The sequence below is a fragment of the Dictyoglomus sp. genome (assembly GCF_049968615.1).
In the GTDB taxonomy this organism is placed as follows: domain Bacteria; phylum Dictyoglomota; class Dictyoglomia; order Dictyoglomales; family Dictyoglomaceae; genus Dictyoglomus; species Dictyoglomus turgidum.
In genome coordinates, this window is the sequence record NZ_JBMFQK010000018.1 from 1 (window position 1) to 16627 (window position 16627).

A 16627-nucleotide genomic window follows, 5' to 3' on the forward strand; every position below is an offset into this window, starting at 1 on the left:
ATAATTACCCTGTATCCTTTTCTATATGTGTTGGCAGTATCTTTAAATGATCCTTTTGATACTATAAAAGGTGGAATTACCATTTTCCCAAGAATTTTTACCTTAGACAACTACAAGGAAATTTTTAATTATCCGAGTATAGGAAGAGCTGCATTAATATCTACTTTGAGAACCATAATAGGGATTATAATAGGAGTTTTCTCTACAGCCATTGTAGCTTATGTTTTAAGCAGAAGAGATTTTTTTGCAAGAAAATTAATCACAACTCTTTTTGTCATAACTATGTATGTAGGTGGAGGTTTAGTCCCTGAATACCTCTTAATAAGAGGTCTTGGACTCATGAATAATTTTCTTGTTTATATCCTTCCGGGACTTATAAATCCATTCAATTTAATTTTATTTAGAGCATTCTCAATTTTAATTTCCAAATCTCTCTCACTCAGCATAACAGAAAATATAATACATTATAAACCCAAGTTTTACAACTTCTAAAAACATCTTCTCTTAAAAAAATAAGAGGACTTATTTTGACCTTGTCCATTAATAATATAAATTCCAAAAAATATTTCATTAAGGGGTGAAATCTCATGAGGAATATTCTTAAACTCAAAAAAACAACTATTGTGATTATCGCTGTTTTTCTACTTTTTTCCTTATATTCTTCAAAAAGTTTTGGATTTGATTGGGATAGTTTTTTAGAAGGGCTCTATCGTTGTAATATAACTTTTCAAAGACCTATATACGGAGATACTTATCTTTATAATGATCCTTTAAATACATCTTTTACAGTAATTGATGTCTTTGGAGATGACTATACCTTCTATATTAACCAAAATGCTAATTCTTCTAAAATCTCTTACTTATCGTTGAATATAAGGATACCCTTCTTTTATACTGACAGTCTTAGTATAGGCTTCAGTAATTCTCAACGGTATTTTTATACCAATATTTTTAATGAAACAGGATTTAGCACTGATAGTATCTTAATGGCAAACGGAGGAGGGTTATACTTAAATTTAAAAGCTACAAACCAATTATGTATTTTTACAGTTTTAGGAGCTGTTTATTATGAGATTGATTCAGTAGCAGACACCTTAAGACCATCCTGGTATGGAGATCCAGGACTATATTGGAATGGGTATTTTTACGAACCTGGAACCCCACTAAAGGTTAAAGGACAAACAGATTACATGTTTTTCTTTTCTGTAGGTATTAAATACTATCTATTGTCAGGTCTTTATTTAGAGCTCTGCTATTCTAATTTTCCTGGAGCCACCATTAAGAACATGAGTTATATATTGGAAGGTCCTACGGATTTAAAGATTAATGTGTCTTCCGATAAAATGCCAAAACCAATTACTATAAAAGAATCATCAATAATTACCTTTGGAATAGGCTTAGGTTTATAAAAAAGAGGGGAGAGAAAAATCTCTCCCCTTTAAATAGAACTTAATAATTAATCAAACAAAATCTTCATGCTCTCTTCGTGGTCTAAATCCATCACATAAGGTATACCTGTTACTTCTGCTGCTTCTTTAGTTAAAGCTACAATATCATTCCTTGAAATATATTCAAGTTTGAACTTTCTTGCACCAGCCATAAATTGCTTCAAGCCTACTGCAAGCCTGTCAAAATAGCCATATACTGCAAGAGCAGAAGGAGGAACTTTCTTCCAGTCATCTCCAAGCATCTTCTTCATCTCAGCCACTGCTACAAATATCTCTTCCACATCATTACCGTACTCGGCATATTCTTTAGGTATAGTACCCTTCTTAATCCATTCACCAAGATTCTTTCCAACCATTGCTGCGGTCAAAGTTGATCTACCCATAGCCACAAGCTTCACATATGGAGCTCCTAATGCAAGCCCTTTGAAGATATGATCCTCAAGAGTAAAGCCACCAGCAATAGCTATTGCTGGTACATGCTTACCCTTTTCGGCAAGCATCTTAGCATATTTATATGTTAAGGCTTCTAAGTAAACTGTTGGAATTCCCCATTCATTCATCATTCTCCATGGACTCATTCCTGTTCCGCCACCTGCACCATCCACGATTAGAAGATCAGCTTTTCCTTCAGAAGCAGCCCTTAGAGCAAGAGCAAGATCCTTTGGTCTATATGCTCCTGTTTTTAGAGAAATATATCTTGCTCCTCTTTTTCTTAACTCCTCTGCTCTTTTAACAAATCCTTCTACTGATGCCATTCCAAGTCTGGAATGCCTTTCAAATTCTTTAATTCCGCCTTTTTCATATAACTCCTGAATTACGGGATCGTCTGGATCAGGAAATACAATATAGCCTCTATCCTTTAATTGTTTTGTCCTCTTTATATCGGAAAGTTTTATCTCTCCTCCTATATCCTTTGCACCTTGTCCCCACTTTATCTCTACAAACTCAATTCCAAGTTTTTCAATTACATATTCCAGGGTACCAAGTCTTGAGTCCTCAACATTTTCCTGAACTATTACCCCACCATAATTATCCCTTTGCCATTCCTTAAACAGTTTAATTCTTCTCTCCATTTCAGGAGATCTTATTACTTTTCCATTCTTAATCTCTGCATCAGGATCTACACCACATACATTTTCTCCTACTCCAACCATGGTTCCAAATAAAGCAGAACCAATAGCTACTCCTTCCCAGTTATCCCTTGCAATAAAGGTAGAACCAAGACCTGTGGTAAACCAAGGTCCCCTTAACTTAATATCTCCAATTCTCGTCTCAATATCAACAGCTGGAAAAATAGCCTTATCAGGATCCGGCTCCACGCCCAAAGCTCCTACACAGGTACCATTGATGTTAAAATGGGAAAAATCAATAGGATAATCCTTTTCGGAAGCTGAAGTTACTTTCCCATAGGGTTTAGGATAAATATACTCTCTACCACGAACACCAGATTTTGCTATTTCACAATAACCGGGACATCCGTCAAGACAAGTGACACACATTCCACTAAAAGGAGAATAATCTTTAAAACGCAGACGGGTAAGAGTAGCTTCTGAAAAATTAGGTTTTGAGAAAGACATTAAACACACCTCCTATTAATTAATATAAATCTTAACTTAAGTACTTAACTAAAAATAACATCAAAAATTTTTGCTGTCAACATACATTTTATGTGGTTTTTTTGAAGTACAAAGGAAGGATATTTCCTTTAGATGTTTAAAAAATTAAAGAGGAGACTTATAAGTCTCCTCTTTACGAAATTTTTACTATTTAGAAAATTTACTTCAGTTTAGAAAGTTTTAGTTCTCAAATACTCTATTATAGGAGAATCTTTTACTACCGACTCTGCCTTAAGATTAATCTCCTCAACCCTATTAGTATTTACTCTAATCTGCTTAATTTTTGACTGATCTATTTTAACTCTCTCAAGTCTTATCTTCATTCTGCATCCCTCCTTTTTCACTTATTTCAATACAAATTATAACTAACCTGTGTTAATAAAGATTTAAGAATCAGTTAAATTTATATTAAAAAGGTGTGAATTTTAATTTTAAAAAAGAGGGAAAGAGGATTAACCCCTTTCCCTCCTATGATGTTTGGTTTATTGCTTAAGAACCTCTTCCCATGTAGTAACAGGCCATGTAGTTCTGAAAAGCTCCTCTACAGCTGGTTTTGCCTCATCTCTTATCTGGGCCATGGTTTTAGCATCTAAATATATAACAGTCATACCATTTTCCATAAGTAGTCTTAAAATATCATTTTCACTTGCAAGAAGCCTCATTGTTGCTGTATTACACACTTTTTCAGCAGTCTTCATAAACAATTCTTGATCTGCCTTAGAGAGTTTATCAAAGGTTGGTTTATACATGTGCACCCAACCAAAGGAAACAAGGTGATTTGTGATGATTAAATACTTTTGCACCTCATAAAGTTTATATCCCGAAATCTGAGTTAAATCTCCCTCTGATGCTTCAGCAGTGCCATCTTTTAGAGCCTGATATAATCCAGTTAAAGGAACAGGAACCGCCTTTACCCCAAGAGTTTCCCAAACCTTAATCCAAGTAGGGACTACTGGAAGTCTAAGTTTCAGCCCTTCAAGATCTTTTAATCCAAGTATTGGTTTATTAGAAGTCATCTGCCTATATCCTCTATAAAGATAACCAAGAGTGTACATGTTACCATTTTTAAGAATCTCACTTTTTGCCTTTTCCCCAATTGGTCCTTTCATTATTCTAAAGAAATGTTCGTAATCCTTTAAGACAAAGGGTGCATTAATAAAGAAATATTGAGGTGCAAATACCTCTATAGCTCTCCCTCCTGTAAATTGCATATCTACCTCTCCCTTAGAACATCTTTCGTTGGCCTGCTCCTCTGTGTCCTTTGCAATAGAAAGTTCAAATTTGATCCTTCCTTGCGTCTCCTTTTCAATTATGTTTTTGAACTCCACCATGGTCTGAGTTATTATATGCCCTTCTGGGAATGGCGATGTGGCTTTTATAAGTATAGTGCTCTGAGCAGAGAGGGAAGAGATAAAAAGAACTACCAAAAGAAGACTTAATAAGGTAAAATATTTTTTCATACAGAACCCCCCTATCTATTTTTTTCGGGGAAGGGAGTTACCCTTCCCCATTTTTTACTCTATTTCAATTTTTCTCCCTTCTTCACTGGAATAATACCCAGCATACAATACTTTTGCTGTTTCCTTTGCCAAATCGAAAGAAGATATAGGTTCTCTATCTTCTCTCACTGCAAGGATAAAATCCTTAAGTTCTTGAGGAAATCCTCTAGTCCAAAAATCGTCAGGAGATGGAAAATTCCATCCTGCCTTTGTCTCAATTTTTTCAGCTATATACTCCTCTTTCCAAATAGATTCTTCAGGAGTATAAGCCACCATCATATTATTTGGATTTATATTGGCATAAATCATGCCTGAAGAAAGACTTACTTGCACCCAATTTTTTAATCCCCCAAGGCTAATATCATTGGAAAAAATTATGCCCTTTGTTCCATCTTCAAAATCAATAACAATAACGGACCAATCTTCCACATCCTCCCAAGAGGTTGCCACATAATGCTTCTCTTCCTTCAAAAATTTATCTATCTTTGTTAAATTCCCAACCTCGCCCCACACTGCTTTTGCTCTTATGGGTTTTCCATCTTTAATCAATCCCTCATAGTGCTTTAAGTGAAGTACCACAGCCACAGGATGAGAGCCAAGCCTCATCAAGCTCCCCCCACCAGAAGTCCTCCATTTTTTAGCATAACTGGCATGAGATCCAGAATGGCTACACTCCGCTCTGATCTCCAGAATAGGAGAAGAAGATGCTAAAATCATTCTCTTCATTTTTTCAATCGAAGGAGCGTACACCAAATTCTCTCCGTACATAAACTTAACCCTATTTTCTTTTATTACTTTTTCAATCTTTTCTATCTTCTCCAAAACCTTTTTATACATAAAACTTTTAGGCACTTCTATTCCTACAAGTTCCTTGTCGGTATCCTCTCCAAAATAGCCTGTAAGAGGCTTCTCACACATTACATGCTTTTTATTTTTAGCAGCACAAATAATAACTTCGTCATGAAGATTAGTAGGAGTACATACATCCACCACATCAACATCAAAAGATGCACAAAGTTCTTCATAGTTATCAAAAACCTTTGGAATTCCATACTCTTTTGCAAATCTCTCTGCATTCTCTCTTCTCCCAGAACAAACCCCCACTATATCTACATATGGAGAAATCTCTTTGTATGCTGACATATGAATCCTTGCTATGAAACCTGCCCCTACAAGTCCAACCCTTACTTTGTCCATAAAAATCCCTCCCTATAGCACCTCTAACATATCAGGCTTTATAAAAGTAATCCCTTCTACCTCTATCTTCAAGGTTGGAAAAATCACAGGTTTTGTAATCATAATTGGACCCTTTTCTGTTGTAATAAATCCATCTTCCGATTTCGTGCCAGTTATTGACGGATTCCAGCAAAAAGCCTGATTCCTATAAATCTTTTCCGTAGTTGTGGGAGTTACCCTTATATCCCTGGGATAATACCCCATAGATCCCCCTTGGTGATGCAACTTCCACTCATCCTTATATCCCCTCTTCTCGTACTCCTCTATAGCAGAAAGCACTGGAACCCTCATCTCTTCACCAATTTTCGTCTTTGCTATCATAATGCACTCAATCTCCACATTGTCTTTGTATTGCTTTTTTAAGGTTTCGGGAATCTTTCCAAAATGAGCCATCCTGGTCATAGTAGCTATTAACCCTTTATATCTTGCATTCACCGAAGCCATTACTACTTTCTCAATTTTTTTATTCTTAGATATGGGATGCCTATAATTTCTTATCCTATCATCAGAAGCAATCATAAATGCTGTTGGCTCAATCCCCTCTTTCCAAAGTTTTGCTGAAATCTTACCTGCTACTTCAATTTCTGTCTCTCCTGGTTTTGTTTCATACATAAGCACTTCTTCTACGATTCTTGAAAGTTTCTCTCCAAGATATAAATACCTTTCAATCTCACCTTCTGTTAGCTCATATCTCAGTTTTTTAAAGGTATTATCCACAAACTGGATGTCAGGAAGTAACACATCACACCCAACTTTACCATTTCCAACAATTGTCCTAACTATTTCCATTTCTTTGTCTTCATACCATTCATATTCCAACACCTCAAACATGTCTTCTACCTCTTCATCTTTCATCCTTCTCGCTTCAATCTTATTAGCAATGACAAATTGATCTTTTTCTGTGATCAAAACCGACGTTACTCCCATCTCCGTTGCCATACCAACAAAATTTACTCCGCCTGCGGTAATCCATGAAAAATTTGGTTGTTTTTTTATGAGCACTGCATAAAGATCATTTTCCCTTAGAAAATTTCTTACTTTCTCTAATTTAATTTTTACCTCCTCTTTCCTTTCCATTTCTCCATACTCCTCCCATTATTTACTTTCTCTTCTTCCAGAGATAACTCCCAAAACAATTGATAAAATTGCAAGAACTAACAAGGTCAAAGATATAGGACTTTTGAACATAACGGTATAGTCATTTCCTGAAAGGATTAATGCCCTATTCAAATTTTGCTCTGCCATAGGTCCAAGAATAACTCCAAGGATAAGAGGAGTTGCCTGAAATAAAAGAGGTCCAGGTCGTACCCCAATAAGTATCATAGCACCAAGCATTACCGCTGTAACCACATCTCCAGGAACTCCTAAGGCTAAAGTTGGTACTAGGGCACCTCCTGTAACTGCGTTATTTGCACATTCTACTACAGCAACACCTTCTATTGCTCCTTCTATCCAATAATTTATCATCTTTCTCTCTCCTCTACCCTTAGAATAAAGAAAATTGAGGAAGAGGAACCTTAAATATTCCGTAGAAAACGTAATAAACCAAAAGGGTAAAAATGATGCTTATGACAATTGCATAAGGTATTTTTCTATACCCAAAAAGATACATGGTAGCAAACATGAGAAAAGGAGTGAGATATAAAAAACCAAGATAGCTTACAAGATACACATACAAAAGAGAGAGAAATATGAGGATTAAAATATCCCTTAAAGAATTCGCAGAATACATCTTTTTAGTTTTTTCCATCTTCCTTATGCTTTGTATAGCTAAAATAATCCCACAAATAATAAGCCCAATACTCACAATCTCAGGAAAATCTCCAGGCCCAAGTCCCAAAGGCATATTAGGCATATTTAAGGCATTAATCAATATAAAGAAACCAAAAAGTACTATACCTATCCCTATACCAGTATCCCAACTAAATCTTAATCTCATCAACCCTTCCCTCCCACGCTAAAAATAAAATCTCCCCCCACTTTAAAGTAGGGGGAGAATACTCTAATACTTATATTTATTTCCTAACTTATTACTCTTTATAAGATTTTCATAGTATTTGTCATAATCCTTAATAAATTTAGCAAAGGAAGCTGGACCTTTATAGTCTAATGTTAAAGATAGTTCTCTTGCCTTCTTTTGAAATTCGGGATCTCTCATAGCCCTATAGAATATGGTATGTAGCCTATCCACAATCTCCTTCGGTGTACCTCTTTGTCCTGCAACTCCTCTCCACATACCAAATTGGAAATTAAATCCTTGCTCTTTTGCTGTAGGAACGTCGGGATATTTATCAAGACGTTTAGAACCAAAAACTCCCAAAATCCTAAGTTGTCCAGAATCCACATTAGCAAGACCTTCAGGTGCAGCACCCATGTAGGAATTAATATGCCCACCTACAAGAGCAGTAACTGCAGGTCCTCCTCCTTCAAAGGGCACATGAGTAAGCTTTATCTTTGCAAAACTCTCAAAGGCAAGAGCAGCAAGATGGGTTCCTCCTCCAGCACCACCATTACCAATAGTGATCTTTCCAGGATTCTGTTTAGCATATTCCACATACTCTCTTAAATCCTTCCAAGGAGCATCTTTTCTAACAAGAATATAACAAGGATCGTTTACAATAATGATTACAGGTTCAAAAGAATCAGCACTAAATTCTACAGGATCCATATGGGAATTAATTAAAATAGGAGCTGCAAAGGAAAGAAGAGTATAGCCATCGGGCTTTGCCCTTAAGGAACTCCATAATACCAGGAACAGCACCACCACCAGGAATGTTATTCACTACTAAAGGTTGTCCATTGGCATATTTAAGAAATACTGAGGCAATAGCTCTAAAAAGAACATCTGTTGCACCACCAGCTGACCAAGGAACAATTATCTGTACCGGCCTTGTAGGAAAATCCACTCCACTTCCAATGGTAATTAATAGAATTAATAACAAAGCTAAAACGATAAATAGTCTTTTAGAAAACACCATTCTTCCCCCTTTCACAAAGAAATTTTTAAAAGTCATAATTTTTTTCTCACCCCCATTTAATAATTTAATTTTTTAATTTTTCTTTTACTGTAAAAATTTGTCTCGTGCTTTATTTCTCAAATATCGTTTTTATTTTGATATTAAAAATCTTTTTATTGTAAACTTAAAATCTACACTTTTTTTATAGCAAAAAATAATAAAATTGACAAGTGATTTTTTTAAAAGAAATTTAAAAGGGAAAGTTTAACAATAACAACCCAGGTTTACTTCTCTAAAAATAAATTAAAACCAAATTTTTAATTAGAGTTTAAAAATTAGTATTCCTTTTTATACTTTTCTATCAATTCTCTGTAATTTCCAACTACTTCATCTACTATTTCTTCCCAATGCTTATAAAGAGTTTTTCTTGCATTCTCCCCAACTTTTTTTAAAAACTCCTTTTGAGATAATATCTCTTTCATCTTTCTTGCATAGGTGATATGATCATTTTCTGAAAGAAAGCCATTAAAACCATCTATTACTCCTTCACCTTCTGCTACTGTCGATCCTTTTATAAGGAGAGATGGACATCCCATAGCAGAAGCCTCTTTTATCACAAGAGCAGAGGTATCATATAAAGAAGGAAAAGCCAAAAGATTAGCTCTTGCATAGTACGCCTTTAAAAGTTCCCTATCAAAAATCTTTCCTGTAAAAATGACTTTGTCCTTTATTTTTAGCTCTTCGGCAAGCCTTTTAAAATAGTCCTCATCTTTCCCCGTTCCAACAAATATGGCTTTAAAATTAACATTATCTTCTTTCAAAATACTTAAGGATCTCAAAAGTAGTTCTACATTTTTTTGCCTTACCATTTGTCCTACAAAGAGAATAACTGTATCCTCTTCTGATAAATTATGAATCCTATTTATCTTATTCTTGTAATCTCCCAAATTCTCAAGAGGAAAAAAGTCCGTGCCATTGGGAACTATCTTTACATCCTTCTTAAACCCATACTCTTTTAAAGTTTTTGCAGTTGCAGAATTTACAGTCCAGACCTCATCAACCCTATGATAAAATTCCACTATTATCTTCACCCCAATTTTTGCCAGGAAATCTGACTTTGTGGCCTCCTTAAAATCATCATAATATTTCGTATGAAAAGAAGCCACAATTGGAATTTTCTTCTTCCTTGCGATATAAAGTCCTAAAATGCCTGAAGAAAAGGGTGAATGCACATGAATAATATCAAAGGGAATACTCTCTATTTTTTTCACTACTTTAATGTCTAAAAAAGGTACACCGAACCTATAGGGAGGCCTTAAAATAACTGGAATAGAAAAATACCTTATTACTTCGTATTCTTCCTTATCTTTATATCCTGGGAAAGAGGGAGTTATAACATAGGCTTTTCCATATTTTTTGTTTATATAATAAGCGTAATTTTTCACTGCAATAGCTACACCATCCATTATAGGAGGAAAGGAGTCATTAAAAAGTCCCACAATCATTCCTTTATAACTCCTCATTCTCAAAATGAATAATACTTAAAAAGAGTAAAATAAAAGAATAAATAAGGGTAAAGATTATATTTTTAATAGCATCTTTCCATAATACTCCCTTTAGGATCCATTGATTTTCAAAAGAGGAAAGGCTCATAGGATTATACTCATTTAAATTAGGAAAAATGGAAATAAGGTTAAAAATTATAAAAATAGCAAAGAATATTCCTGCAGATTGAATAGTATTTTTTCCAAGAGAACTAGAAAAAATTAATAAAGATAGAACAAAGAAAACATATATTAAATAAAGAAGAGTTGCGAAAAGGGAACTATATATAGAAATCTCTTTAAAAAGAAAATAAGTATAATAGGCGCAAAGGATATAGGAGAATAGAACAAAAATAAAAGTTACAAAAAGTTGAAACAAAAACTTTGAAAGTAGCCATTTTTTTCTTTCAACCCCAAAAGAGAGTAATATGCTTGCTGTTCCCCTGTTTTTCTCTTCCGAAATACTCCCTATAAAAACTATTACAATCACGATAAAGACTATTTGATTTAGATTTTTAAAAAATTGCAATAAAGCATCCTTCCAAGTAGGAGGTGGAAGGTGAATAATAATTCCTTGCATCTCTGAGCCTGATGCAAGACTTTTTATTATATCGGGAGTAAACTTTGCAATCACAGGACTTCCTATGGAGAAGAAAAGAAAAACAAAAAGAAGCACATATATTTTACCAGTTTTAACAAGTTCTTTCCATTCTTTTTTCATTAATTTCAGGATCATGAGATCACCTCAAAAAATATATCCTCAAGAGTTGGCTCTGAAACTTCAAAATGCATAATAGATAAATTCTCTTGCACAATAATTTCAGGAATCTTCTTTCCCGCCCTTTGAAGATCTTTCACCTTTATTATTAAAGAATTCTGATTTTTAATCAAAACTTCCTCCACAAAATCCTCTTTCTTTACTCTTTCCATCATTCTTAAGGGATCATCAACTTTTAATTTCACAATTCTTCTAGAAAGTTTTTTCTTAATATTATCTAAGGTATCATTTAACAAAAGTCTCCCTTCTCTCAAAATCCCAACCCTATCACATATTCTCTCTACATCAGAAAGAATATGGGTTGAGAAAAACACTGTCTTTTCTCCTCTCAAAGACAAAATCAAATCCAGGATCTCTTTTCTTCCTTGAGGATCTAAGGACGAAGTTGGTTCATCCAAAATAAGAAGCTTTGGATCTGGAAGCAAAGCTTGAGCAATTCCAAGCCTCTGTTTCATACCTCTTGAAAAAGCCCCAATTCTTTTCTTTTCATTCTTAAGACCAACTATCTCCAGAACTTCTTCTACTCTTTTTTTATCCACGCCTATTATTTCAGATAGAACTTCTAAATATTCCTTAGCAGTAAAATAGTTATAAAAATTGGGTACGTCAGGAAGATAACCTATCCTTCTTAAATATTTTCTACTTTTTGATATATTTTCTCCTAAAACCAAAACACTGCCTTTTGTAGGTTTTGCAAGATTTAAAAGAATCCTTATGGTAGTTGTCTTTCCCGCTCCATTAGGCCCCAAATAACCAAAAATAACTCCCTCAGGGACCTCTAAGTTTAAATCATCTAACACCTTTTTAATTCCATAATATTTGTACAGATTATGCGTCTCTATTACATTCATACTACTTTCTTCCAAAAATAAAATAAATAACAGGCCCTAAAAACCCAAAGACAAGAATAATTATAAGCCATATTATTTTGTTTTCCCATCTGATTTCTTCTTTACTTCTTTTAAAAATATCAACGATAGCTGTTATTTGAAAAATTAATTGAACAACAAAAAGAGGCAAAAGCAACGGAAAATTCTGTCTCAATGCTTCCATTAATTATCTCTCCTTCCAATTAATAATTCAAATGTATTATACCAAAGGAGGCTTTAAAATATTAAATAAAATTAAAAAGGGGAGAGAACATTCTCCCTCCCCTTTAAAATTCTATGTTTCAGTTTAGCTTACTTTATAAAGAATTGTTCTGGGAATGCATTCAAAGGAGTGAAAAGTGGCGCATCACTTATTAGATATTCAGGGACATTTCTGAAATTATTCTTTACTATACAAAGGGACGGTAGAGCACCCACAGTACCTATAATCCATATATTCTTTCTATGAAGAGCAACAATTTGTCTAATAAGTGCATCTCTTTTTACTGTATCGGTAGTTTGATTGACTTGATCCCATAACTCATAAAGTTTTCTTATATCTCCTGTAGGTTCCTCTCCTTCTTTACCTTTTGTCCAGTACCATCTTGCATAAAGAGGAGCCCATGGACCATCGGTTATGGTTCCTAAAATTCTTCCAGGGCTTAAGATAAAGTTAGAGCATCTGTCCATTACCCATATACCAATCTCAATATCTCCCGAATTACAGTTAGTTACGTACAAACTTCTATCTATTTGCTTAATTATGGTCTTAATTCCTATTTTCTCCCAATAACTTTTGATAAGCTCCATAATACTCATATTAGCATTTCCAGGATAGGTAGTAAAACTGACAATTAGCTCGATAGGTTTGCCATCAGGTCCAAGCCTAAACCCATCTTTTCCTACTTTGAGTCCCATAGCATCAAGTAATATCTTCGCTCTTCCTGGATCATATTGAGCATATGCCTTCTCCCAGTATGGATCATAATAAGCAGCACCTTTGGGTATTGCAGCTTGCATTGGAGTTCCAAGTCCCATATACAGTATCTTGTTTATTTCATCTCTATTTATGGCAAGAGATAATGCTTGTCTAAACCTTACATCCTGGAAAAGTTGTCTCTTAACAGGATCTTTTACATTTTGGTTGAGATATATGGCAGGATCAGCCCCAACTGCGGATGCCCACTTTAAAACTCTGTAATTTCCTTTTTGAGCATTTTCCATAAATAGAGAATAATTAGAAACCCTCATATGTCTATCTTGACAATCAATTTCTCCCGCCACCGCCTTCATATTGATCATTTCTGCATCGCTTACTAAATAGTGGACTATCCTGTCAATATATGGAAGTTGATTTCCTTCAGGATCCACTACAAAGTAGTATGGGTTTCTTTCCATTACAAATACAGGTTCGTTGGGACTCTTGCTCACAACTTTCCATGGGGCAGTTATGGGAAGGTCAGGATTTTGTAACCAGTCATCTTTGAACTTAAAGAGTTCATACCACTTATTAAAACCTGCATCTTTTGCCATCTTCTCTAACTTATCTATAGGGGTATACTTGGGATGGAATTGCATCAAATAATGCTTTGGAGCATAATATGAGAGAGATCCCTGAGTATTATCTATATACCAACCCTGCGCAGGTATATCATAAATAAAGAGTGGTTTAGGTTCAGGAAAGATTATCCTAAAAGTATAAGTATCAATCTTCTCAAATTTTGCAATAGACTTTCCATCAGAACCCACAAATTGAGCGGGCATATTAGGAGTTAAATCTTTGATCATCTGAAGTAAAAGGTTGTCCATCGGACCATTTAATCCCTTCACGTATATGGAAGGTATATATTCTACCATCCTTTGAAACTGTGTACTTATCTACGAGCCATGGAAGAATCTTTTTACCATCAGAGCTAAACCTTAAAAGATTACATGCAGCAATAGATATTCTTGCAATCCCCCATCTATCTCCGGCTCCAAGCCAAGCCCTCCTCCAAGTCCCCCCATATTTACCAATTTCTTCATAAGGCTTCAAAACCACAGGGTTTTTAGGAAGTCTTTCCTCTATAGGAGGAAGCTTGCCTTCTTTTACAAGTTGAGCAAGAACTGGTGCTTCGTTATATTTCGGTGCAGAAAAAGTATTCCCAAGAAGAACTATAAGGATCAAAAGACTGATAAGTAATTTAGGATAATTTGACCTCATAACCAGCCCCCCTTTTTAATTTTGCAAACGCTAATATAAACGTTTGCCTAAACAAATTTTTATTCATTTATAATTTTTTGTCAAGCCAAAAAAAATAACAATTACTTTCTTAAAATCCCCCAAGAAGTTACTAAAATCCCTTCGTTTCTTATTACTTCTTGAACTTTGTCTTCTTGAAATACTCTATATTCCCAAACTCGCTTTTTTCCAATGAGGAGTTATAGCTTTTATTTCCTCGCTTTCTATAGATGGGTGAATATATAACTCCGAAATTCCTGATCTTCCCCGTTTATCTCCTCAAAGGGATAAGAAATCTGGAAAATTATCCTTTAAATATCTTGGAAGTCTAAAGGGAAGATTATACTTCTTACAATACTTGAACACTAAAGGAAGAAAAGTTCTTCCATAAAAGCCATAAAGGCTTCCCATATGATTGTCTATATGGGACACAGCTAATCCATACTTAAAAGCAAGCTCTATTTGAGCTTTAATCTCATCCTCTATATCGCCTTCCTCAGCCCTCTTTTCCAATTCCTCCACCGTTTCAAAAAAATGCCCATATGTATCAGTTATTGAAAGCTTAACTTTACCCTTCACAACAGGCCCCCACTTAATTTTTCCACTCACTAGTAAAGGTAAGATGTAAGCCGATATCTACTTTTTTATATTTACAAAAATCAACAGCTTCTATTACCCATGGGCACGTAATCATTAGAGATGCCGAAGAAATAAGGTCCATATCAAAAAGATCCATTATAGCCTTATTCATAGAATGACACATTCCAAAATCATCCGCGTTAATAATTAAAAATTTTTTCATAACGTTACTCCTCCTAATATGTTCATTAAAAGGAAAATTAACATAGTAAAAAGGGTGCTCAAAGCAAGAGTATTTGAAATAAAAACTTTATCTTCTCTATCTTCATCCCTTATATATAGAGGAATAATAAAGGGAGGGGGAAGGAGAAACATGGTTATTAAAGCTCTTTGGAATATATTATCAAGACCTAACATTTTATTTATTACAATGTAATTGATTAAAAACCCCAAAACTATGAGAACCACGTTTCTCAAAATAACTACTTTAAAGGAAAGAGAAAGATTTTCTTTTTGAAACTTTAATTCGTACCCTATAATTAAAGATATAAATGGCACAGTCATTACCGAAAGCATCTCAATAGTTTCTAATATGGAAGAAAGAAGAATATTCTTCATAAAAATATCAATAAGTTTTGTTTTTTGAAATATTATTCCAAGAAAAATAGCAATTATTACTGGAGTCTTAAGGAAGGAGTAAAGCATGCTCTTAAAATTCCAAGATCTTCTACCCTCTTTTATACTTAAAAGAATCCCTACAAGAACAAAGAAGACAAAGGTGACTTGTCCCAAATCAATAATGGCAAACTTAAATACATTTTCCGTCCCGTAAAAAACAGTAAATAAAGAATATCCCAACATTCCAGCCTCAAAACCTGTAAAAAGAAGATAGAAATACTTAGAGTCAACTTTTAAAAGCTTTTGAAAAAACCTTCCAATAAAAAGCAAAATAGTGCAAACTAAAAACATAATTACAACAATTATTAGATGTTTGGGCTCAATTCCTGTGCGAGAAAAGGATAAAAACAAGAGGGAAGGAAGAAAAACATTCACTACCAATTTTTTCAGTTCCGATACAGCATTCTCACTCACATAGCTTTTTATCCTAAAAAGATTTCCAAGAAGAAAAAGCAAAAATACCGGCAAAAACTTACTAAATACTGTTAAAAACATATTCTCCTCCTCCTACTCACCTATTATCTTCACAAGGACCCTTTTCCTTCTCCTACCATCAAACTCTCCGTAAAACACCTGTTCCCAAGGACCAAGATCAAGCTTACCATTAGTTATTGCAATCACCACTTCTCTTCCCATTATGGTTCTTTTTAAATGGGCATCCGCATTATTCTCTCCCACATTGTGATAATATTGATTATAGGGTTTTTCGGGAGCAAGTTTTTCAAGCCATATCTCAAAATCCTTTAAAAGTCCTGGTTCATCATCATTTATAAAGACGCTGGCGGTAATATGCATGGCATTACAAAGCAAAAGTCCCTCTTTTATGCCACTCTCCTCTACACACCTTTGAAGAGTATCCGTTATATTCACAAATCCCCTTCTTGTAGGAAGCTCAAACCAAAGTTCCTTTCTGTAAGATTTCATTTTTAATTATCACCTCCAGTATTCAGTTCCTCTATAAATTTATAAAACATTCTTTCAACTTCTTCCATGTCTGCTCCCTGTCTTACGTAATAAAAAAGCATTCTTCTTAAACAGTCGTTTCTTATATATCTTTCTGGACGTTTCATAAAATCAATATAAGAAGGTATAGAAAATCTTTTTTCAAGTTCAGACATAAAATTTTTAAACTTCTCCCATGCTATAGGGTCCCTCATAATATCCCCAATAGTAGAATTAATATGGTAAGTTCTCTTTATCTT

20 protein-coding genes and 2 pseudogenes are annotated in these 16627 nt (G+C 34.4%); 2 read left to right on the plus strand and 20 right to left on the minus strand.

Translation table 11 applies throughout. The features are described from left to right. A pseudogene (locus tag ACP5QL_RS09025) lies at positions 1-411 on the plus strand (carbohydrate ABC transporter permease); the annotation flags it as partial. A gap of 176 nt (positions 412-587) precedes the next feature. After that, a complete protein-coding gene (locus ACP5QL_RS09030) occupies positions 588-1409 on the plus strand; it encodes a hypothetical protein (protein WP_428127204.1) in 822 nt (273 codons plus the stop codon). A gap of 47 nt (positions 1410-1456) precedes the next feature. On the opposite strand, the gene ACP5QL_RS09035 is transcribed toward ACP5QL_RS09030, so the two are convergent. The 20 genes and pseudogenes from ACP5QL_RS09035 to ACP5QL_RS09130 all read right to left on the minus strand — a co-directional run. Next, the gene (locus tag ACP5QL_RS09035; RefSeq protein ID WP_428127209.1) at positions 1457-3025 is read right to left on the minus strand and encodes an FMN-binding glutamate synthase family protein; all 1569 of its coding nucleotides are present in this window, start codon (positions 3023-3025) and stop codon (positions 1457-1459) included. A gap of 209 nt (positions 3026-3234) precedes the next feature. Then, positions 3235-3387 carry a hypothetical protein gene (locus ACP5QL_RS09040; protein ID WP_012582711.1) on the minus strand — a complete coding sequence of 51 codons (153 nt, stop codon included), beginning with the start codon at positions 3385-3387 and terminating at the stop codon, positions 3235-3237. A 159-nt stretch (positions 3388-3546) separates the two neighbouring features. Next, positions 3547-4524, minus strand: coding sequence for a TRAP transporter substrate-binding protein (locus tag ACP5QL_RS09045; protein ID WP_428127213.1), 978 nt, complete (start codon positions 4522-4524; stop codon positions 3547-3549). A 54-nt stretch (positions 4525-4578) separates the two neighbouring features. Then, complete coding sequence (locus ACP5QL_RS09050) at positions 4579-5760, minus strand: Gfo/Idh/MocA family protein (RefSeq protein WP_273334158.1); 1182 nt, start codon at positions 5758-5760, stop codon at positions 4579-4581. A 12-nt stretch (positions 5761-5772) separates the two neighbouring features. Beyond that, entirely contained in the window at positions 5773-6876 is a 1104-nt protein-coding gene (locus ACP5QL_RS09055; RefSeq protein ID WP_273334156.1) for a M24 family metallopeptidase, read from the minus strand. Between the two features lie 18 nt (positions 6877-6894). Further along, positions 6895-7266, minus strand: coding sequence for a tripartite tricarboxylate transporter permease (locus ACP5QL_RS09060; RefSeq protein WP_428127219.1), 372 nt, complete (start codon positions 7264-7266; stop codon positions 6895-6897). A gap of 19 nt (positions 7267-7285) precedes the next feature. After that, entirely contained in the window at positions 7286-7738 is a 453-nt protein-coding gene (locus ACP5QL_RS09065; protein ID WP_012582706.1) for a tripartite tricarboxylate transporter TctB family protein, read from the minus strand. 63 nt (positions 7739-7801) lie between these two features. Beyond that, positions 7802-8566: a tripartite tricarboxylate transporter substrate binding protein gene (locus tag ACP5QL_RS09070; RefSeq protein WP_428127224.1), complete on the minus strand. Its 765-nt coding sequence runs from the start codon at positions 8564-8566 to the stop codon at positions 7802-7804. Then, positions 8475-8813 (minus strand): hypothetical protein, encoded by a 339-nt coding sequence (locus ACP5QL_RS09075; protein WP_428127227.1) that lies wholly within the window; start codon positions 8811-8813, stop codon positions 8475-8477. Before ACP5QL_RS09075 ends, ACP5QL_RS09070 begins: the two co-directional genes overlap by 92 nt. Before the next feature lie 278 nt (positions 8814-9091). Further along, positions 9092-10261: a glycosyltransferase family 4 protein gene (locus ACP5QL_RS09080; RefSeq protein ID WP_272994904.1), complete on the minus strand. Its 1170-nt coding sequence runs from the start codon at positions 10259-10261 to the stop codon at positions 9092-9094. Between the two features lie 4 nt (positions 10262-10265). Further along, the gene (locus ACP5QL_RS09085; protein ID WP_012582703.1) at positions 10266-11036 is read right to left on the minus strand and encodes an ABC transporter permease subunit; all 771 of its coding nucleotides are present in this window, start codon (positions 11034-11036) and stop codon (positions 10266-10268) included. After that, positions 11033-11929 (minus strand): ABC transporter ATP-binding protein, encoded by an 897-nt coding sequence (locus ACP5QL_RS09090; RefSeq protein WP_272994901.1) that lies wholly within the window; start codon positions 11927-11929, stop codon positions 11033-11035. Before ACP5QL_RS09090 ends, ACP5QL_RS09085 begins: the two co-directional genes overlap by 4 nt. A 1-nt stretch (position 11930) precedes the next feature. Further along, positions 11931-12131: a PLDc N-terminal domain-containing protein gene (locus ACP5QL_RS09095; RefSeq protein WP_012582701.1), complete on the minus strand. Its 201-nt coding sequence runs from the start codon at positions 12129-12131 to the stop codon at positions 11931-11933. A 128-nt stretch (positions 12132-12259) separates the two neighbouring features. Continuing rightward, positions 12260-13756 (minus strand): ABC transporter substrate-binding protein, encoded by a 1497-nt coding sequence (locus ACP5QL_RS09100; RefSeq protein ID WP_428127232.1) that lies wholly within the window; start codon positions 13754-13756, stop codon positions 12260-12262. Beyond that, the gene (locus ACP5QL_RS09105) at positions 13713-14150 is read right to left on the minus strand and encodes an ABC transporter substrate-binding protein (RefSeq protein WP_272994896.1); all 438 of its coding nucleotides are present in this window, start codon (positions 14148-14150) and stop codon (positions 13713-13715) included. Before ACP5QL_RS09105 ends, ACP5QL_RS09100 begins: the two co-directional genes overlap by 44 nt. 297 nt (positions 14151-14447) lie before the next feature. Continuing rightward, the gene (locus ACP5QL_RS09110) at positions 14448-14747 is read right to left on the minus strand and encodes a ChbG/HpnK family deacetylase (RefSeq protein ID WP_273334148.1); all 300 of its coding nucleotides are present in this window, start codon (positions 14745-14747) and stop codon (positions 14448-14450) included. A 13-nt stretch (positions 14748-14760) separates the two neighbouring features. Then, positions 14761-14970, minus strand: a complete 210-nt coding sequence (locus ACP5QL_RS09115) for a ChbG/HpnK family deacetylase (RefSeq protein WP_273334146.1) — start codon at positions 14968-14970, stop codon at positions 14761-14763. Next, positions 14967-15920, minus strand: a complete 954-nt coding sequence (locus ACP5QL_RS09120; protein ID WP_012582699.1) for an AEC family transporter — start codon at positions 15918-15920, stop codon at positions 14967-14969. Before ACP5QL_RS09120 ends, ACP5QL_RS09115 begins: the two co-directional genes overlap by 4 nt. A 12-nt stretch (positions 15921-15932) precedes the next feature. Then, positions 15933-16349, minus strand: a complete 417-nt coding sequence (locus ACP5QL_RS09125; protein ID WP_272994894.1) for a secondary thiamine-phosphate synthase enzyme YjbQ — start codon at positions 16347-16349, stop codon at positions 15933-15935. 2 nt (positions 16350-16351) lie between these two features. Beyond that, positions 16352-16627 (minus strand): annotated as a pseudogene (locus ACP5QL_RS09130) (glycosyl hydrolase); the annotation flags it as partial.